The sequence below is a fragment of the Pseudomonas kribbensis genome (assembly GCF_003352185.1).
Classification (GTDB): domain Bacteria; phylum Pseudomonadota; class Gammaproteobacteria; order Pseudomonadales; family Pseudomonadaceae; genus Aquipseudomonas; species Aquipseudomonas kribbensis.
Map to the genome: position 1 here is coordinate 4,737,184 of NZ_CP029608.1, position 19,477 is coordinate 4,756,660.

Annotated in this window: 12 protein-coding genes; 3 read left to right on the plus strand and 9 right to left on the minus strand. The window is 53.7% G+C overall.

What is annotated here, in order from left to right; genetic code table 11:
• Nucleotide 1: 1 nt before the first annotated feature.
• From DLD99_RS21630 to acs, 4 genes are all read right to left on the minus strand, one after another.
• A complete protein-coding gene (locus DLD99_RS21630) occupies nucleotides 2-700 on the minus strand; it encodes an ABC transporter permease (protein ID WP_085709717.1) in 699 nt (232 codons plus the stop codon).
• Nucleotides 697-1,386: an ABC transporter permease gene (locus DLD99_RS21635; protein WP_065261785.1), complete on the minus strand. Its 690-nt coding sequence runs from the start codon at nucleotides 1,384-1,386 to the stop codon at nucleotides 697-699. The genes DLD99_RS21630 and DLD99_RS21635 overlap by 4 nt, the downstream gene beginning before the upstream one ends.
• 91 nt (nucleotides 1,387-1,477) lie before the next feature.
• Nucleotides 1,478-2,251 carry an ABC transporter substrate-binding protein gene (locus DLD99_RS21640; RefSeq protein ID WP_065261786.1) on the minus strand — a complete coding sequence of 258 codons (774 nt, stop codon included), beginning with the start codon at nucleotides 2,249-2,251 and terminating at the stop codon, nucleotides 1,478-1,480.
• A gap of 621 nt (nucleotides 2,252-2,872) precedes the next feature.
• Nucleotides 2,873-4,828, minus strand: a complete 1,956-nt coding sequence (gene acs / locus DLD99_RS21645) for an acetate--CoA ligase (protein WP_114884931.1) — start codon at nucleotides 4,826-4,828, stop codon at nucleotides 2,873-2,875.
• A 393-nt stretch (nucleotides 4,829-5,221) separates the two neighbouring features.
• On the opposite strand from acs, the gene DLD99_RS21650 reads away from it, so the two are divergent.
• The 3 genes from DLD99_RS21650 to DLD99_RS21660 all read left to right on the plus strand — a co-directional run bounded on the left by DLD99_RS21650 (nucleotide 5,222) and on the right by DLD99_RS21660 (nucleotide 9,277).
• Entirely contained in the window at nucleotides 5,222-5,482 is a 261-nt protein-coding gene (locus tag DLD99_RS21650) for a DUF2790 domain-containing protein (protein ID WP_085709715.1), read from the plus strand.
• Between the two features lie 554 nt (nucleotides 5,483-6,036).
• Nucleotides 6,037-7,284, plus strand: coding sequence for a ribonucleotide-diphosphate reductase subunit beta (locus DLD99_RS21655; protein ID WP_085709714.1), 1,248 nt, complete (start codon nucleotides 6,037-6,039; stop codon nucleotides 7,282-7,284).
• Between the two features lie 364 nt (nucleotides 7,285-7,648).
• Nucleotides 7,649-9,277 (plus strand): DNA cytosine methyltransferase, encoded by a 1,629-nt coding sequence (locus DLD99_RS21660; RefSeq protein ID WP_244220752.1) that lies wholly within the window; start codon nucleotides 7,649-7,651, stop codon nucleotides 9,275-9,277.
• A 118-nt stretch (nucleotides 9,278-9,395) separates the two neighbouring features.
• Here the strand turns inward: DLD99_RS21660 and DLD99_RS21665 are convergent, their stop codons facing one another.
• The 5 genes from DLD99_RS21665 to DLD99_RS21685 all read right to left on the minus strand — a co-directional run bounded on the left by DLD99_RS21665 (nucleotide 9,396) and on the right by DLD99_RS21685 (nucleotide 18,964).
• Nucleotides 9,396-11,168 carry an AIPR family protein gene (locus tag DLD99_RS21665; protein ID WP_114884933.1) on the minus strand — a complete coding sequence of 591 codons (1,773 nt, stop codon included), beginning with the start codon at nucleotides 11,166-11,168 and terminating at the stop codon, nucleotides 9,396-9,398.
• A complete protein-coding gene (locus DLD99_RS21670; RefSeq protein ID WP_114884935.1) occupies nucleotides 11,165-12,175 on the minus strand; it encodes a PD-(D/E)XK motif protein in 1,011 nt (336 codons plus the stop codon). Before DLD99_RS21670 ends, DLD99_RS21665 begins: the two co-directional genes overlap by 4 nt.
• Nucleotides 12,159-15,032 carry a Z1 domain-containing protein gene (locus DLD99_RS21675; protein WP_114884937.1) on the minus strand — a complete coding sequence of 958 codons (2,874 nt, stop codon included), beginning with the start codon at nucleotides 15,030-15,032 and terminating at the stop codon, nucleotides 12,159-12,161. The genes DLD99_RS21670 and DLD99_RS21675 overlap by 17 nt, the downstream gene beginning before the upstream one ends.
• Nucleotides 15,032-16,525, minus strand: coding sequence for an ATP-binding protein (locus tag DLD99_RS21680; protein WP_167443785.1), 1,494 nt, complete (start codon nucleotides 16,523-16,525; stop codon nucleotides 15,032-15,034). The genes DLD99_RS21675 and DLD99_RS21680 overlap by 1 nt, the downstream gene beginning before the upstream one ends.
• A 141-nt stretch (nucleotides 16,526-16,666) precedes the next feature.
• Nucleotides 16,667-18,964: a sigma-70 family RNA polymerase sigma factor gene (locus tag DLD99_RS21685; RefSeq protein WP_162803508.1), complete on the minus strand. Its 2,298-nt coding sequence runs from the start codon at nucleotides 18,962-18,964 to the stop codon at nucleotides 16,667-16,669.
• Nucleotides 18,965-19,477 lie beyond the last annotated feature (513 nt).

Here is a 19,477-nt window from a genome sequence, read left to right on the forward strand (position 1 = left end):
ATCAGTGCTTCCTCGGGGCCAGGTAGCTCAGCCAGCGACGCTCGGCCAGCTTGAACAGGCGCACCAGAATGAAGGTCAGGCACAGGTAGAACACGCCTGCGGTGATGTACGCCTCGAATGGCAGGTAGAACTGCGCGTTGACGGTACGGGCCGCGCCGGTGATGTCGATCAGGGTCACGATGGACGCCAGACTGGTGGTCTGCAGCATCATGATCACTTCGTTGCTGTACTGCGGCAGCGCCCGGCGCAGGGCCGATGGCAGCAGGATGCGCTTGTACATCTTGACCCGCGACATGCCCATGGCCTTGGCCGCTTCGATCTCACCGTTCGGCGTGGCCTTCAGGCTGCCGGCGATGATTTCGGCGGTGTACGCGCTGGTGTTGATCGCAAACGCCAGGCACGCACAGAACGTTGCGCTGGACAGCCACGGCCAGAGGAAGCTTTCACGCACCGCTTCGAACTGGGCCAGACCGTAGTAGATCAGGAACAGTTGAACCAGCATCGGCGTGCCGCGAATCACGTAGGTGTAGAGCCACGCCGCGCCATTGACCACGGCGTTCTTGGAGACGCGCATCAGCCCCAGCGGCAACGCCGCCAGCAGACCGAAAAACAGCGACAGCGCGAGCAACTTGAGGGTGGTCACCAGGCCGCCGAGGTACAGCGGCAGCGACTCCCAAATGACGTTGTAGTCGAAGATCATAGATCAGCCGCCCTTACGCCTACCGAGTAGCGCTTCTCAAGGTGACGCAGCGCCAGCAACGAGACACTGGTGATCACCAGGTACATCGCCGCCACTGCGAGGAAGAAGGTGAAAGGCTCGCGGGTGGCGTCGGCCGCCTGCTTGGCCTTGAACATCATGTCTTGCAGACCGACCACGGAAATCAGCGCGGTGGCCTTGGTCAACACCAGCCAGTTGTTGGTGAAGCCCGGAATCGCCAGACGGATCATCTGCGGCACCAGCACCCGGAAGAACACCTGGAAGCTGCTCATGCCGTACGCCATGCCCGCTTCGGCCTGACCCTTGGGGATCGCCATGAACGCGCCACGGAAGGTTTCCGACAGGTACGCACCGAAGATGAAACCGAGGGTGCCGATACCGGCGGCCAGCGGATTCAGGTCGATGTACTCGTCATAGCCGAGCATCGGGGCGACACGGTTGAGCAGGTCCTGACCGCCGTAGAAGATCAGCAGGATCAGCACCAGGTCGGGAATCCCGCGGATCACCGTGGAATACAGATCGCCCAGCCAGGCCAGCCAGCGCACCGGCGACAGGCGCAAGGCGACACCGATCAGCCCGAGAACGATGGCCAGGGCCATGGACGACAAGGCGAGCTGAAGCGTCAGCCAAGCGCCATCGAGGATGACAGCCCCGTAGCCTTTCAACATGATTCAGGTCCTCGAAAGTTGGGATGAAAAAATGGCGCAAACCGCAGAGATCCTGTTGCTTGCGCCATTTCGGACGGGTCGAGCGACGTCTTTACTTGCCGTAAATGTCGAAGTCGAAGTACTTGTCCTGGATTTGCTTGTACTTGCCGTTTTCGCGGATGGCCGCGATGGCAGTATTGATCTTGTCTTTCAGGGCGTCGCCCTTGCGTACCGCGATGCCTACGCCGTCGCCGAAGTATTTTTCATCGGTGAACTGCGGGCCGACGAACGCAAAGCCTTTGCCGGCGTCGGTTTTCAGGAAGCCGTCGTTCAGCAGGGTGGCGTCCGCCACGGTGCCGTCGAGGCGACCGGCGGCCACGTCGAGGTAGATTTCGTTCTGCGAGCCGTATGGCTTGATCTCGGCACCCAGCGGAGCCAGGACTTCACGGGCGAAGCGCTCGTGGATCGAACCACGCTGCACGCCGATGTTCTTGCCCTTGAGCTCGGTCAGTTTGTCGCTGACCACGGTGCCTTCCTTCATGACCAGGCGGGCCGGGGTGTTGTAGTACTTGTTGGTGAAGTCCACGGACTTCTTGCGGTCTTCAGTGATCGACATGGACGAGAGGATCGCGTCGATCTTGCGCACTTTCAGTGCCGGGATCAGACCGTCGAATTCTTGCTCGACCCACTGGCACTTGACCTTCATTTCTTCGCACAGTGCATTGCCGATGTCGTAGTCGAAACCGACGATGCTGCCGTCCGGGGCTTTGGATGCGAATGGAGGGTAAGCCGCTTCGATACCGATCTTCAGAGGCTTTTCATCGGCGAATGTCGGCAGGGACAGCACGGACAGTGCCAGGGCGCCAAGCAGCACAAGTTTCTTCATCTTGGGACTCCATCGGTAAAGGGCAAAAACGGCAGAGTGAGCGACAGCCCAATATGCGAATGGGTGGAACGAAAGCGGTTGCTGCGTGCGTGGGATATTTCCGAACAAACCCTGAAGGCTTCAACGCGAGCCACGACGAGCGAGTGATCGGCATTCTAACGACAGGCCCGAAGCCGATATTTCTTCAATGCGACAACTAATTACAGAAGCACCGAGAAACCCGCTTGAGCACATTGACAGCTCCGCAATTTCATGCAAGAGCGAAAGACAGTGAACCGATCTATGCTGCAAATTGCGGGCCTATTATTCGCAAACCCTTCTAATCCGGCAAGCGCGGGGTGATGTCTTATTTTTCACCGGTCGTTTTGAGGCTCTAAAACGGGGCGATGCGTTTCTCATTGCCCCGTTGCGGGGCGGGCGGTTACACATTCGGTTACGTGAAGGCTGGTGGGTAACAGTAGGAAAGGGCTGACAGACGAAACCGATAATTATTGGCCGAAGATCACCCGCCCCCCCGCACCTGATCGCTCCCACGCTCCGCGTGGGAACGATCATCCAAAAATGAAAAAGCCCCGCCCGACGCAATGCCGGGCGGGGCTTTTCAGCCTTCAGACCCGCCGCTTACGCGACGTTCATGGTCTTGTGCGTATCGATCAGATGCTGCACCACACCTGGATCGGCCAAGGTGGAGATGTCGCCCAGACCTTCGTACTCGGCGGTAGCGATCTTGCGCAGGATGCGACGCATGATCTTGCCCGAACGGGTCTTCGGCAGCCCCGGTGCCCACTGGATCACGTCCGGTGAAGCGATCGGGCCGATCTCCTTGCGCACCCAGTTCTTCAGTTCCAGGCGCAGTTGCTCGCTCGGCTCTTCGCCGTTTTTCAGGGTGACGTAGACATAGATGCCCTGCCCCTTGATGTCGTGCGGCACACCGACCACCGCCGCTTCGGCGACTTTCGGGTGAGCGACCATCGCGCTTTCGATCTCGGCAGTACCCATGCGGTGGCCGGACACGTTGAGCACGTCGTCCACGCGACCGGTGATCCAGTAGTAACCGTCGGCATCGCGACGGGCGCCATCACCGGTGAAGTACATGCCACGGAAGGTCTTGAAGTAGGTGTCGACGAAACGGTCGTGGTCGCCGTACAGGGTGCGCGCCTGACCTGGCCACGAATCGAGAATCACCAGATTGCCTTCGGCCTCGCCCTCGATGATGTTGCCGAGGTTGTCCACCAGCGCCGGCACCACACCGAAGAACGGACGTGCCGCCGAACCTGGCTTCAGGGTATGAGCGCCCGGCAGCGGGCTCATCATGTTGCCGCCGGTTTCGGTCTGCCACCAGGTATCAACGATCGGGCAACGGGACTTGCCGACGTTCTTGTAGTACCAGTCCCAGGCTTCCGGGTTGATCGGCTCGCCCACCGAACCGAGCAGGCGCAGGCTGCTGCCATCCGCGCCTTCAACAGCAGCGGTGCCGGAGGCCATCATCGCGCGGATCGCGGTCGGCGCGGTGTAGAGGATGTTGACCTTGTGCTTGTCGACGATCTTCGCCACCCGAGTGATATCCGGATAGTTCGGCACGCCTTCGAACAGCAGCGTGGTCGCGCCGTTGGCCAGCGGGCCGTAGACGATGTAGGAGTGACCGGTAACCCAGCCCACGTCAGCAGTGCACCAGTAGATTTCACCCGGACGGTAGTCGAACACGCGCTCGTGGGTCATGGCCGCGTACAACAGATAGCCGCCAGTGGTGTGCTGCACGCCCTTCGGCTTGCCGGTGGAACCGGAGGTATAAAGGATGAACAGCGCTTCTTCAGCGCCCATCTCTTTCGGCGCGCAGACAGTGCCCGCCACTTTCATCAGGTCTTCGTACCAGATGTCGCGATGCTGGTTCCACTTGATGTCGCCACCGGTGCGCTTGCACACGATGACTTTCTGGATGCTGCTGGTTTCCGGGTTGGTCAGGGCGTCGTCGACGTTGGCCTTGAGGGAAATCTTCTTGCCGGCGCGGATGCCTTCGTCAGCAGTGATCACCACTTTCGAGCGGCAGTCGATGATGCGACCGGCCAGGGCTTCCGGCGAGAAACCACCGAACACCACCGAGTGAATCGCGCCGATCCGGGTACAGGCCAGCATGGCGACCACGGCTTCGGGAATCATCGGCATATAAATGGTCACCACGTCGCCGCGGTGCACGTCCTGGCCACGCAGGGCGTTGGCGAACTTGCAGACTTGTTCGTGCAGTTCGCGGTAGGTGATGTTGCGGCTTTCGGAAGGATCGTCGCCTTCCCAGATGATGGCGACCTGATCGCCGCGCTCGGCCAGATGGCGGTCGAGGCAGTTGTAGGAAACGTTCAGGGTGCCGTCGGCAAACCACTTGATGTCGACATGGTGGTCGTCGAACGAAGTCTGTTTCACCGTGGTGAAAGGCTTGATCCAGTCGAGGCGCTTGGCTTGTTCGCGCCAGAAACCGTCAGGGTTGACGACCGACTGCTGGTACATGGCTTTGTAGGTCGCCTCGTCGGTCAGCGTATTGGCCAGAACCTCGGGACGAACGGGATACAGAGAAGCCGCACTCATCTTTCCTACCTCGGTGTAATAGTTGTTTTTGTATGACCCTGTTGTAGCCGGGGCGACCGTATAGAACCATTCGACGATGGTAGTAACAAGCCCCTACAGGTCGTGGCGATAATCCCGATGCTCGCCCTCAACGACCTCGCAGGCCTTGAATCTACTGGCCCGGCAGCGATTGTTACCAAATCTGCCAAAGGTGTTTATCAAAACCCCATCTGTTTACACCCACCCCGCCTCCCTAAAATCTGCCTCGCCGACAAGGCAAAGTGATTAACAACGTTACAGCCCCCACGAAGGCCGTTAATCCAGCTCCGAAGTAACAAACCAAACGATGAAGTTCCACACGCAACCCCAAAAAGGTTGCGTGACCCCACTCGACCTCAAGAAGGTAAATTTCAAATGAAAGCTTTATTGGTTCTGGCCCTCAGCAGTCTGTGCGCAACCGCCATGGCAGACGAGGTCCCGACTGATGTCGCACAGCAACAACCGGCCATCGAGGAATACACTTACTCCACTCACCTGGACATCGCCAAAGTTGTATCGATGAGCGAAGTACCAAATGTCTGCGAAGTGGTACCGATGAAAATGGAGTACGACGACTCCACTGGCCAGCGCCACATCCTGCGTTACAGCGTGATGGGTAACGGCTGCACCAATTGATGGTTTGAGACTGCACCGAATCGGATCGCTCAGCGCAACATCGAGGGTCGATTCCAGCCCGGCTTCGGTCGGGCTCAGTTGTGTTTGAAGGGACGTAAAAGGGTTGCAAAACACAAGATATAGTGAAAAACGCGGTTTTTTGCTCGTTTTTTGAGCAACCAATCACACGCAGAAAAATTAATGAAAAAAATTTCTCCGGGGCCAATACCGGCGAAAGCCCTGTAAACCCTCGCTCCAAACGAAATCACCCTCCCGCTCGACCGCCCTGCGCTGTTTCGCCCTCCCCCACGCCGGTGTTTTTTTCCCTATAATGCCGCCCAATCGGGTCAGCAATATTCCCTTACAGGGATCAAAGCCATTCTGAAGCCCCGCAGCAGCGTCCACGCTGACTCGCGCCCGTCAGAGGCTCTCGGAAACCCGTAAAAATTTTCTGTTTATTGCCTGCGTTGCACCGCTGCAAAAAACGACATCCAACGCGGCCTGTACGGCCGTGTGAAAAACCAACCAATCAGTTTTCACACGGGCACAGGCCCTCACGCAGGAGACGACACGTCATGCTGAGCTGGGACGAATTCGACAAAGAAGACAGTGAAGTAGCAGTAAAAGGCGCCAACGCCGGCCACGCTACCGAAGCCAACATGGACCGCCTCGACAGCGCCGGCGGTGCCGCCGCCCTCGAAGCCCGCGCCGTGACCGCCGAAGACTCGGCCGCCGTGGCCCGCGCCAAGGCTGCACTGGATTCCCTCGACGTCGCCGAAGGCCTCGCCGAACTCGAAGGCTCCGCCGCCCGTGTCGCCGTTGACGAAAAGCGCATGATCAACTGCCGCGCCGACCTCAACCAGCTCGTGCCATTCAAGTACGACTGGGCCTGGCAGAAATACCTGGACGGCTGCGCAAACCACTGGATGCCGCAAGAAGTCAACATGACCGCCGACATCGCCCTCTGGAAAAACCCGGAAGGCCTGACCGACGACGAGCGCCGCATCGTGATGCGCAACCTCGGCTTCTTCTCCACCGCCGACTCCCTGGTTGCCAACAACCTGGCCTTGGCCGTGTACCGCCTGATCACCAACCCGGAATGCCGCCAGTACATCCTGCGCCAGGCATTCGAAGAGGCGATCCACACCCACGCCTACCAGTACTGCATCGAATCGCTGGGCATGGATGAAGGCGAGATCTTCAACATGTACCACGAGATCCCGTCGGTCGCGAAAAAAGCCGCCTGGGGCCTGAAATACACCCGCGCCATCTCCGACCCGGAATTCAACACCGGCACCGTAGAGACCGACAAAGAACTGCTGCGCAACCTGATCGCCTACTACTGCGTTCTGGAAGGCATCTTCTTCTACTGCGGCTTCACCCAGATCCTCTCCATGGGCCGCCGCAACAAAATGACCGGCGTCGCCGAGCAGTTCCAGTACATCCTGCGCGACGAATCCATGCACCTGAACTTCGGCATCGACGTGATCAACCAGATCAAAATCGAAAACCCGCACCTGTGGGACGCCGAAATGAAGGAAGAAGCCTCGCAGATGATCCTGCAGGGCACCCAACTGGAAATCGAATACGCCCGCGACACCATGCCTCGCGGCGTACTGGGCATGAATGCTGCGATGATGGAGGACTACCTGAAATTCATCGCTAATCGTCGTCTGTCGCAGATCGGTTTGAAGGAAGAGTACCCAGGGACCACTAACCCGTTCCCTTGGATGAGCGAGATCATGGACTTGAAGAAAGAGAAGAATTTCTTTGAGACGCGTGTGATTGAGTATCAGACTGGTGGTGCGTTGAGCTGGGATTGATTCCTGAATTAACCGCGACTTGACAGATCGATACCAAAACTGAAAAACAAAAAAGCCCCAATTCAATTGGGGCTTTTTTGTTGGGAATAGAAACACTCACTTCCTCAGCTTGACTACCAAAAATCCTACAACACTTGCAGCAGTTTCCGCACTGACGGTTTCTGGGAACCTATTAATTTTGCGAAAGCCTGATATTTGAGGGCTCAGCAAAAAATAAATGGATTGGCAGCTTTAACGAGCTCCTTCGTTTAGTAAACTCACTGCCTCTGCCAAGGTTCATTTCTTGCCCGACATCAAGTGAACCGTTACCATTTATCGCACTTAGGGCGTGTCTATCTAACGCCGCATCTCTTCTGAGCGCTCAATGCGCTTTTTTACTTTCTTCTTAGGCGCATCTACTAAATCAATGAAATACAAGGAATCTATACCGGTCATTGACCTCTTTGCGGGCCCAGGGGGACTTGGTGAGGGATTCTCTTCAATCGGCGGCGCTGAGAAGGGAGTACGTAAGTTTCAGCTTCGCGTTTCGATCGAAAAAGACCCCATCGCTCACAGGACCTTATCGCTCCGCGCACTATTTCGCAGCTTTCCGAAGGGCGAAGCGCCAGACGCATACTACCAATACATCCGTGGCGAAATTACTCGTGATGAGCTTTTCAATCATCCGGATGTATCGGTAGAAGCAAGGGAAGCAGCGCAAGAAGCCAAGCTCGCAGAGCTTGGTAAAAAATCTCCCGAAGAGGTCGACAATTGGATCAAAGAGGCCTTGGAGGGTGTAGATGAATGGGTGCTTATAGGTGGCCCGCCGTGCCAAGCATATTCAGTAGCAGGTCGTGCACGTCGAACGAGAGAAAGCCAAGAAAAGTTTGAGAGCGACGAGAAGCATTTTCTCTACAAAGAATATCTGCGGATTATTCGCGAATTCAAACCGACTATTTTCGTTATGGAAAACGTGAAGGGCATACTTTCTTCAAAACACAGTGGCTCGCACATATTCCAACAAATCCTTGATGATCTATCGACTCCTGCTGAAAACCTTTCTTACAACATTCGTTCTTTAGTGGTTCCTAAAGACGTAGAAAAACTAGACCCACACGATTTTGTCATTCAAGCAGAACGTCATGGACTTCCGCAGGCTCGACATAGAGTTATCTTGCTCGGAGTTCGCTCTGACGTTGCCTCAAGCTGCCCTGCCTTGTTGGAGCGCCCGCAAACACTTGTAATGGAAACCAGCCAAAAGGTTTTCACCGTTCAACAGGCTTTATCGGGCCTCCCCCCAATACGGAGCAAAATTTCAAAGGGTGGAGACTCTATCGAGGCATGGCTCTCAACTTTGAATGAAGCAAGCTCTATGCTATTACACCCCTATGAGGCCGGGCGGGGGGATTTGATAGATGCCGTAAAAAAAGCGGCTGATGAGGCACAAAGGCTGAAAACTAGCGGCAGTCGATTCATACCTTGGAAAGTGTCTCCAGACATGAATGCCAAGCAGCGCGAATGGTTTCTCGACCCTAGATTGGGAGGGGTTCTACAACATGAGGCCAGGAGTCATATGCGCTCTGACCTGCATAGATATATCTACGCAGCGTCATTTGCGAAGTTGAATGGCATCTCCCCCAAAATACATCAGTTTCCTGAGCAGTTCCTACCTGCCCATGAAAACGTTTTCTCTGAATCCGTCCCGTTCAGTGATCGCTTCAGGGTTCAATTAGAGAATGGCCCTTCCACCACTGTCGTCGCCCACATTGCCAAAGATGGCCATTACTACATACATCCTGATGCCAGTCAGTGTCGCAGCTTGACTGTTCGAGAGGCAGCTCGATTGCAAACATTCCCTGATAATTACTTCTTTGAAGGAAATAGAACGGAACAGTACACACAGATAGGAAACGCGGTTCCGCCACTCCTTGCTAGAAAAATCGCAGCAGTTGTCTCAGCGATCATTGACTCCTATCGCGCAGGGAAAAGCCGCCAAACATCAGTAGGCAATTGATCAAACCTTTCGGTTTTTCGATGTTTTGGTTTCGTGGGGCAGGTATTTAACCCGCCCCCTCCACCGCATACCCGACTGACTCCCCTTCTGGGACTTGTCCTACAAAAGGCCCGCAATGTCAGAGCGCCTCAGGAATATCCGCTGACGGAGAAGAAAAAGGCTGGGAAAACATAGCGTCTCGGCATTCGGGACGTTTTGCCCATTCAGAGATCATTTTGCCTTTTGCTGTATCATGAAGTCGATCATTGACCTCTCTGGCCCAGATTTCAATCTGCTTAACAAGTTGGGGAGAAATACCCTGCTTATTCCAGATACGTTCTAGGTTAAAGGCTTCGCCATAAGTCTGAGAAATTACTGCAACTGTATAAGCTGCAACGTTCGCGAGAAATGCAGGCACCAATGGTCGCGCTGTTTTATGTACTGCTTTGAACAATAACGCTTTCGAAACAACGTCCTTGTAATAAGCAACATCCGGAGTAAAAGCGGTCCCTTTAGCTTCCATATCAGCCATGCCGGCCATGAAACGGTCAAAGCACTTTTGTGCACCAAGACTGACAACATCCGCATTTCCACCCCATGCGACAGCGTACTTCGCCAATTCAGTTTTTGTGATCTTTCTAGAGGGAGGCACAGACTCTTTCAGAGCTCGAAGTTTGGCTGGACTCGTACCGTCACGAGCAAGAAGAGTGTTATAACTGCCTGCAGCTCTCTCATAGAACCATCGACCTATGCCATCAGGGCAATAGACAGAAAGTGACAATCGCTCGATATCGACATGAAAAGGCTTATTAGCAGATAGATCAGATTGTCGAACAGCATTTTGACTATTGGCATAACGCGAGATATCAGAGACAAGAGCTTCCTCTTTCGCAGGATCTTGCTCTTTCATAACAATGATTTTTGCGGGGACACGAACTTTGCTCAAATCAGTATCCGCATACTTTTTCTTGGCGAAAAAAATTGAAGCCGTAGTTTGACCGCCATTAACGATTTGCATGCCTCGCAACCAAGCTATACCAGGCGACCCATCGGCAGTGCGATCCAACAACATCTCATCAGCAACTAACACTATCCCATTGTTATAGGCCATGAATCTTTCTGGTGCATTCCGTAAAGTACTCTGAAGCCCAGCATTCACCCCCTTCGCCTTCACACTTAGAAATGAGCGCACATTGGCCTCAAGCAGGCGAGGTCCAAATTTTTCATAAACGAATCGAAGCGCCTCACCTGGAATTGCGGTTAGTGCGTAGTCATAATCCCCTGTTTCGCCTGGTACGAAAACACAGGGCAGAGGAGAACCTGACACATCGGTGAAATCAACGACAAGTTCATCGCGTGGCTTACCTTCGGAACGATGGCGAAAAAGTCGCTCAATATCCATGACTTCAAGCTTTACTAGTTTTCCGCCCACATTCCGAGATTGAAAGCTTTTCGACTTAGCTACACCATCTGTAAGGATATAAACACGAACCTGTTCAAGCCCGTCATAAATTTCTCGGATTGTTAAAGCCAGAGAATGAACATCACTCGACGGATCAAGTTTTTCGGCAATACGTCCTTCTGCACAAAGTTCCAAGAATCGAACACATTGCGCCGCGGCCGTCTTAATATCTTGATCGGGAATAGGACTTAGACTTTCAAAGCCTTCGTACAGACTTACAAAAAGATCAAGCTGATCGGCGTCTTCAGACATGGCATAACCACTCAAACGCAAATTCGCATTGGCGATTTTCCCTTGAAAGTGGCACACAACTGGGTCGAATGTCATACCCGCGTCAGCAAGGTGTTGCATCACCACATCGGAAAAAACCAGTTCGCCAAAAGGAGCGCCATCAGACATCTGGGCTGCTATCTCGCCCCTTGTCTCTGCGAAAAAATCATCAAGGCTCATCCATTTACTCCTAACAAATTGAGCGCCGTGTCGAGGTCCATTAGGTAGTCACCAACGTGGTCTAGATTGATTTCGTAAAGGGCTCGCATAACTCCGACGGGAACCGTTCCCGGAGTCAACCGCGGAAAGCCTTCGGACACGGAGAGAATTCGAATTTCTTTTGATTCGAATCTTCGGGTGTAATGCCTCGATTGGGTTTCGGCGTATCCGGCAACAATCAACTTATCTCTAAGGTAATTTACCGCTCCAGGCTCTTCACCAAGACGTTTCTCTACTTCCCCAATCATTTCAGGAAGGGTGAGCCCGCCTTCCTCACACGCAAACCGAACCGCAGCCAGAAAGAGTGGTGACGCCACCGAATCGTCCAACTGCTCAAGGGACGTTATCTTTACTGGAAAGCCAGATGAGGACATCGTCGCCTTCACCTCTAGCGCTCCGTCACCCAACAGGAAGTCTTGTAAAGCGTCGTCAGGCCCCACCCATCCCCTGAGTACTTCCTCAGTTGAAACGCCTGAGTCCATAAGAATGGCCATAATGGTGAGTTCGCCCACTAGACCAAGCTCCGCCTCAGGACTGAGAGGAGTAGCCCCACGGGACATGAACTGTTGCCACATGCGAACCCTGCGTAGCATCGTCCGCTGAACCGCTGCCTCGCCCTCTCCAACAGAGGCGTCCATAGCACCCACAACGTCACCGACCATCTCTGAAAACAACTCGGGGCTGCCTGACTCTTTGCGTGAGAGAGCTATCCAAGTCTTGCCATCGCGGTGAGGATCCGCCCTTACAACTTCAAACCCCCTGCCCTCAGGTAGCCGCTCGGCGGCACCTAGCCGGGCTGTGGGAAAGCGAGCAAGAAGAGCTTCCTCGTTTCCTGGGAAACGCCGAGCCGCCATGAGTTCACATGCGCCAACGGAAGTCACCACAATACCAAGCCACCCCCCCTCCTGCCCGCACTCCCCCGAAAGAGCGTCCCAAGCTGCTACAAACTCCTCAATAGACCGGGGCATATTCAGTCTCCCATAGCAAGTGATCTACTTCGTACTTGACAGTGGTTGCCGAATAGCTAGCAGGGAAACTGACCCCAAAGGCGGTTATGGGAAGACCATCATCTGGGAGTCCAGCGCTTTTCGGGTCAATTGGGTACAAAAGCAAAAGACCTCGCTCGGGATGACCAGGTATTCCTTTCGCGCCCAATCCTCGAACTTGTCGTACGAAGACCCCGCTTGGGGCTTTGGGCGAGTCCTTGCTTGTCTCCTCTGTTCCTCGCGCAGGGTCCTTCATTCTGTCTTCGACGGTGAGACTCAAGGCCGCCATCCAAGCATCCTCGTCGAGATCGATCGATTCATCTCTGGGCGACAAAAGACGCCCGATTGAGTAGTGCTCTCCTTTGGAAGCGGGATTTTGGTTTCGAGTGATCATGTTTCCGAGCGCATGTTTTCCGCAGAAAATGCTACTGGCTCCCTCACCTCCTCCTATCAGAGCGATGGTCCAAGAGGTGAGCTCACCTTTTGCTGCCATCACCTTGACGAAGTCAGCCAGCACGGCGCTGTTAACCTTTCTCGCAGCAGGATGTGTCAAATACCCGGAGAAGAACTCGATAACATGCTCGGCGGGGATGTTATCCCAGAGAAATCCCTTCCACTCCTGACAAGCCTCACCCCGCTGCCTAACAAATTCTCCGTTCTCTGCAGGAGTCCCAGCAGCGTCGAGTAGCCTCTCCATGACGGCTAGATTTCTCTTAATGACAGATGAGTCGCGATGGAAAGCCACTGTCTCCAGAACAGATCCACAAAAGGAAACTTGCAGACTCTTGGCACTTCGCATCTTGATCGGTGAGGTAACCATGAGAACAGGGTGTGACTGAACCTTCATACCGTAATTTTCGGGTGTGGCATGTACCTTGGCCATGGTGTCGAACTCTTGACGAAGTTCCTCCGCAGCATCTGTGATGTGCCCAAACCACTCGACTAAATCAGAACTGGTGTAGAGGCGACAGAGATCCAGATATCCTGGACGATATCCAAACCAGCGCCCCATCTGCATAAGGGTGTCGTACATCTTCGTGGTTCTCACGAAATAGCTAACACAAAGCCCCTCGAGGGTAAGTCCTCGTGCGAGCTTGTCACCTCCGACCGCGATGACCTTCAGTCCGGTTTCCTCACGCTCAGCGTAATCAAGGACGTCCCCTGCCGAACCGTTGATTGCTCTGACGCTGCTTGCCAAATCACCCAACACATCCGCTAGGACTGCCTCAACTTCTTCCCAACGGGGAAGGTCGAATTCTCCACTTGCCTCCTCCATGGCAGTCGCTACAGCAGCCGACGTTGGAACGAAATCAGACTCCCAGAGCCTTTGCCATTCCACCATCAATTTGTTTTTTTCAAAGCCGCGCTCAACCCGCTGTCTATAGTTTTTCACTAGTTCCTCAACTTGCCGGCGCACCTCCTCCTGTACTGCGGTGTAGCGAGTAACATGAATTAACATTGAACAGTGTCTGCGCCCCTGTCCACGCAGGAGGCGGACTGCACACACCAGAACAAAGGACGAAACAGCCTCTCTTAGCGACGGTGGCACCTCGTCGAGCCCCTTGTACAAGGGCACGTGATTTTTGTCGTGCCGAGGCGGCATCCAGCCTCCTTCCCCTGTCTCGTCCGCCTGGTCATCAACTTCACGAGTAAGCGGTAAACCGCCGGCCCTACCCTCTGTCGCCCGAAGCCCAAAAACACGAGCCGGACCGACGTAGTTTGAAGGTGCAGAAATATTAATGATGAAAGACTGAGGGAATAAATCGGGCCCCTCTTCCTTAGTTGCCTTGCGCCGGTCAATGAAGATATTAGCGAACGGCGTGGCGGTGTATCCCACATAGGCTTTTCGGGAGAAAGAGTGAAGGATTTTTCGGATACGGCTATTGATGGCCTTCGGTTGGTATTCGTCGTCCACGGCCCCGTCCTTGCCTATCACTTGGTCCCCGGTGTCGACCGAGGCATGATCGGCCTCATCGTCAATGAGGAGCAACGGAAAGCCTGAGACTAGCGGACGACCTTCAGCGTCCTTAGAGTCCGCAACATGATTGCGAATCCATTTAAGTAAGCGATCCAATACGGTCTTATTTTTTTTGACTACGAATAGCCATGGTCTCTGTTCCGGAGAAATGGCTAAGTGTTTCGCGACCTTGGTATTGAAGTCACCGTTGTCCGAGCGGTTTGTTGCACAGTTGGGGCGAATCTCGGCGTCACGCCCGTTCTCTCCCACTCCGATGTAACGGACGACATCATTCTTCGCCGAGGTCTCGTAGCCAAGGAAGCCTTCTTCTAAGCGAATCTGGGTCTGGGAACGCAGATTATTGTGGAGACCAGCAAGCACAATGATGATCTTGTAGCCGGCATCGGCCGCCTTGCATATAAGCCCTGTGTAATTGCCAGTTTTACCGGATTGGACATGTCCAACCACGAGTCCGCGCCTATCCCACCCCTCCTCGCGAAGAGGGTCTTCAAGCAGTTCAAGAATTTTGTTGGTCGCCTCATCCAAAGCGTCCACGGCCTTGACGGACATCTTACTTTCAAGAAAGTCGCGATATCGCTGCCAATAACGCCAGTCTCTTCTGCGAGCTGCATTAAGCCAATCTTTGTGGCCAGTCTTATCTGATAACGTGGACGCACCGCCGATCCAGAGGCTGAATCGACGAATGAGTTCTGCGACAGCCTCCTTCCGGTCGATGTTTTCGCCAGGCGCCATGTGAGTCGCGACAAAATCAACTTTCTCGGCGATAAGGGCGGGCGTGACAGAGCCTTTCTCCAAGGCTTCAACCAAGAATGTCTGAGTAACGCTGACAACGCGCTGAAATACCTTATTCTGCTCTTCCATTAACTTGCTTTCCCTTCGGCGGGTATCGTCGCGAGACTCGGAAGAGACGCGACGAGATTGGGGTAGTTCTGAAAAGGTTCAGTCATAGACAACGAAGTCAGAGCCATTTCGACGCTCATTCCACGCCGCCCGACCATGTCCCTGAATAGCGTCAAGAGGACAGTTCTGACACCGTCGGGGGCCGTCTCAGGCACCCCTGAGAAGCCAGTCATTGGGGTATCTTTGTTTTCAGCTGTATCTAGCCATATACGTTGTACAGGCACCGTTTCCTCGACAACGCGTAACATGGCCCGAACAAGACCAGCATTACCACCAACCGCTTCAATTACCGCAGCCACAGCGGGATGCCTCTCGTCGATGCGATATCGGACCCCATCCTTAAGCCTGTCTACACGCCACGCTTGGTGCTCAACCTTGAGTCCTCCGAGTCCAAGCATTGGCGAGCCTCGAAAAGCGAAGACTCTTCTGGCTCTTTCCCTCGTATCTTCAGCCAATTTCGTGAGCCACGGACGTACAGATACTGGAGGTCGGGCCGTAGATTTTTTGACGTCGATCTTCCAGTCGGAATCGGCTGTATTAGGAATGTCCAACATGATCCTGGCGAGTCGATGAGGTTCCTCTCGGTTCCAAGCGCGGCCCTGTCCAATCCCAAGCCATCCACCTGCCAAAAGCAAACGATGGCTCCGATATACGTAAAATCCTTGCTGAGAGGTCCATCCTTCTGCCCCACCCGCCCTACGGAACTCATCATCAGAGAGGCGATCTTTATGTGGCAGAACGTGGCATTGAGCCTCAACAAGCCCTGATGCGGTGACAATTTTGGCGACTGGTGACTGCCAAGGCTTAGAGGGATGCCCTGTCATAAAGGGATCCCATGGACTAACTATCTTTCCGTTGAGGAAAAGTCGGATGACCGGGTTTTTTCCTTCTAACAGACGATGAAAAACCATCGCCAAACGTAGCTCAACATCATCTACCAAGTCGGCAAAGTGATTGAGCGTATAGCCAAGTGTTACGATTCTGTCCAACTTCTCCCAGAGAACTATTGTCCCGGAATGAAGAGCATTGAGCGGCTCAACGAAAGCTTCAGATCCACGGGCTGCCCCTTCAAATATCCTCCACCCAACGTCCCTCGATGCCGCAATGGCATCGAGATCCCAACGCAGACAGGAAACTGAACCACTCTTCGGTCTAGACGCAACAGTGAGAGAGCGGCACTGAGAAAATGACGCTGTTTTGAGGCCCATCCCGAAACGCCCAAGATCATTAGCCGCTCGATCATCGAGAGGGTTTTTGGCGCCAAGCGTCATTGCCACCTCTAACTCAGCGTCGGTCATGCCTCGTCCGTTATCCAAAATGGAAATTCGACTTCTTTCACCATCCCAGTCGAAAGCCACATGAACTTCCGTTGCTCCAGCGGAAACACCGTTATCAATCACATCAGCTAAAGCAGAGGCAGTCGAATAACCGAGGCCACGTAGGGCTTCAAGCATTGCGTCGGCTCGCGGTGGGGCATACCTAGTACGTTCGTTCATTTGAGTTAGGCAATTCCAGAAAGGTGCGTGAAGCCGAGTTCAGCCATCCTACGTGCAAACTTGCGCACTCCATCCGGTTGGGTTGGAGGCGGGTCATCATCAGCTACGCTCATCCGTGACCTTCTCTGATTGCTCATCTGGGGGGAGAGATTTTTTCATCTCGAAGTAGTCGCCTACATACAAGACTAACTTTTCCTTTCTTAACGGATGGCACAGCTTTTTAAGTGCCTTCGATTCAATTTGCCGAATTCGCTCACGAGTGACGTCAAACAGAGATCCAACCTCCTCCAGGGTCATAGCGTCATCTTGGCCAAAGCCAAAACGGAGGTTGATCACCTTGGCCGAACGCTCGTCAAGCTCTCCAATCATTTCCATCAAAATCGCTCGTAAGGAAGCATGCTCTGCAGCGATTGCCGGGTCAGATGGTTCCTCCTCCAAGAGAGAATCGAGCAAGGAATTAGAGGATTCTTCGAACCACTCATCCAAACTGCTGATCTTTTCGAACACGGTTAAAAGAAGCTTGAGCTTATCGAGAGCAATCCCTGTTCGATGGGATGTCTCGCGTTCGCTTTCGGGAAGGCCCAACTTAAATTTGAACTTATCCCGTTCTCGTACGATATTTCTTGCCAGTTCTTGCATGTGAACTGGAACACGGACCGCTCTCTCTTGATTAGCGATAGCGCGCGTAATTTGCTGTCGAATCCACCACGTCGCGTAAGTGGAAAACCTGAACCCTTTGCGCCAGTCAAACCGTTCTACAGCCCTCATCAGACCTATGTTGCCTTCCTGCACAAGATCATCAAAAGCGAGCTCGGACCATCGATATTTGTTGGCTATGGAAAGCACTAAACGAAGGTTAGAAAGGATCATCCTTTCTCGCGCAGCTTCCTGGCGTCGAATAGCAGAGGAGAAGCCTGCACCTGCCAAATCACAATCCGCCTTCCTCGAAAGCTCAATGAGAAAAATTCGGGAAAGATTTGCAGCGGCAAGTCCACTTCGGACTTTCACGTAATCGTTGCCAGCAGAGCGTGCAGCTGAAACCGAGGAGACAAAGGTTGTTGCGATCGAATCGAGTCCGATCTTATCCTCTTCGTAATCTGCCTCCTCATTGGAGGGCATCTCACTGGAGTTTTCGCTTACGTCACCTTCACTAGCTGGATCATCGCGAGAGGTGAAGCTCTCATGACTCGCCTGGCCTCGGGCTACTTTGTCGGCAGCTTCGAAAACAAAAGTAAGTCCTGAGGGCCAGCGTGAGAGCGCATCCAGGGCCTGAGCCCTTGCCTCCTCCATTTCCCGGCCCAATGCAATTTCCTCAGCAGCCAGAAGCAGGTCTTTCTTTAAGCCCTTAGCGTAAAATCTCAGCGGTTCGTTACGACCCGATGCGAGGTCTTCTGCGAACTCCAAGGCTTCTGATAGCTTTAATTCTTCATCAACTGACGGCTCGACAAGATCAGACTGATCGGTAATCTCCGACCACTCATCGATCAAGACTCCAAGATCGCCTAAAACGAAAGTCAGAAGACGCTCAGTTTCCTCATTGCGGGAGAGATCACCCTCACGGCATACATCGATAAGAGCTGATTTGGGTACTGTCCCTTCTCGTAAACCCCGGAAGAATAAGCCACGTAGATCAGCACGATCCTCACTGGTTAAAGGAAGCGATCTTTCTGGAAGAAACAGATCGACATCGTCCCACTCCACATCAGTGTCGATCGCTTTGAACTTGCCTATCGTTCCTTGAAGTGTGCTGATTTCTTCGGCTACGGCCATGTTGCCCTGCGGGGCAACCACTTCAGACTCCGCTTCCCAGTCATCCTCAAACCCCAAGTCGAGAGGCTCGTCGTCGAGTTCAATCAGGTCTTCGTGCGCCTTTGTCTCGAAGGGAACGGCATCCTCGTCAGCTCGGATCGTTTCCGCCTCGCGGATGACGAGTTCAAAAGATGGGTGATTTCCAGACGCGAGCACTTCATCAACCTGAGGTGGCACCTTAACCGCTTCATCTTCTATGTCGTTATGCGGCGATTCGCTCTGGACCGAGTGAGGGAGTAACTCTCCGGCGCTTACATCACTCTGAAGCGAATTTTCAGTGCCCACATCGCTTACTTGGAAGGAAAAACCAAGTGCTTCTCGCAATAGGTCAATACATTGAGCACAGTTACTCTTCTCCGCGTAAGCGAGAGCAGTTCGGCCTTCGGGATCGAGCAACTCTGGTTTTGCTCCAGCAGCCAACAGAAGCCGTACAATGCCGTTTTTCTTTCGAGCAGAGGCAAGCATTAGAGGCGTAGCGCCTGCCCCATCGCGAGCGTCAAGATCGTCGCCACGCGCGATATGGAGTTTGACTGCAACCTCCACACCGGCAATGGTCGCCATACGGAGCAAGGGGTTCAATTTAGCCACGGTGCTACCCACATGCCCAAGCGATTCGACTTAAAAGTCACTCCCACATCAATCAGTTGAGAAATGACTTTGCTACATCCTTCTTTTTTCAGAACCGACTCCTTGTTCATGCTTCCATTTGCAAGCTCATACCCCTTAGTGCTGACACTAATTTGGCCTAATGAGAACGCGGTTGAATGTGGTGCGAGGCCTTCCCGAAGTCACTTACGTTTTCCTCAAAGAGGAGCACAGTGGCGCAACGCCATCCACAATATCCACTTGTTAAAGGCACGTAAAGGACAGACCAAGGATGCCTATCACTACACTGATTCGGGTTGTCAGCGCTTGCATTTCTGAGCAGCCACGCGTTGCTTATCTTTTAGTAAATACAGTACCGATCGTCTGAAAATATTGGTGCCCTACAGGTAAATTCGTCCGACAGGCAGCACATTGGATACGCCAAGATATGTTTTTCAACTGGGGGTATAGGCATGACTTTCCGAGAAGATGCAATCTCGACTACCTCCCCGAACC

Bases quoted from the DNA above. Each gene is read 5' to 3' on its own strand.
- DLD99_RS21630 (WP_085709717.1), bottom strand. From the start codon at position 700: ATGATCTTCGACTACAACGTCATTTGGGAGTCGCTGCCGCTGTACCTC.
- DLD99_RS21635 (WP_065261785.1), bottom strand. From the start codon at position 1,386: ATGTTGAAAGGCTACGGGGCTGTCATCCTCGATGGCGCTTGGCTGACG.
- DLD99_RS21640 (WP_065261786.1), bottom strand. From the start codon at position 2,251: ATGAAGAAACTTGTGCTGCTTGGCGCCCTGGCACTGTCCGTGCTGTCC.
- acs (WP_114884931.1), bottom strand. From the start codon at position 4,828: ATGAGTGCGGCTTCTCTGTATCCCGTTCGTCCCGAGGTTCTGGCCAAT.
- DLD99_RS21650 (WP_085709715.1), top strand. From the start codon at position 5,222: ATGAAAGCTTTATTGGTTCTGGCCCTCAGCAGTCTGTGCGCAACCGCC.
- DLD99_RS21655 (WP_085709714.1), top strand. From the start codon at position 6,037: ATGCTGAGCTGGGACGAATTCGACAAAGAAGACAGTGAAGTAGCAGTA.
- DLD99_RS21660 (WP_244220752.1), top strand. From the start codon at position 7,649: ATGCGCTTTTTTACTTTCTTCTTAGGCGCATCTACTAAATCAATGAAA.
- DLD99_RS21665 (WP_114884933.1), bottom strand. From the start codon at position 11,168: ATGAGCCTTGATGATTTTTTCGCAGAGACAAGGGGCGAGATAGCAGCC.
- DLD99_RS21670 (WP_114884935.1), bottom strand. From the start codon at position 12,175: ATGCCCCGGTCTATTGAGGAGTTTGTAGCAGCTTGGGACGCTCTTTCG.
- DLD99_RS21675 (WP_114884937.1), bottom strand. From the start codon at position 15,032: ATGGAAGAGCAGAATAAGGTATTTCAGCGCGTTGTCAGCGTTACTCAG.
- DLD99_RS21680 (WP_167443785.1), bottom strand. From the start codon at position 16,525: ATGCTTGAAGCCCTACGTGGCCTCGGTTATTCGACTGCCTCTGCTTTA.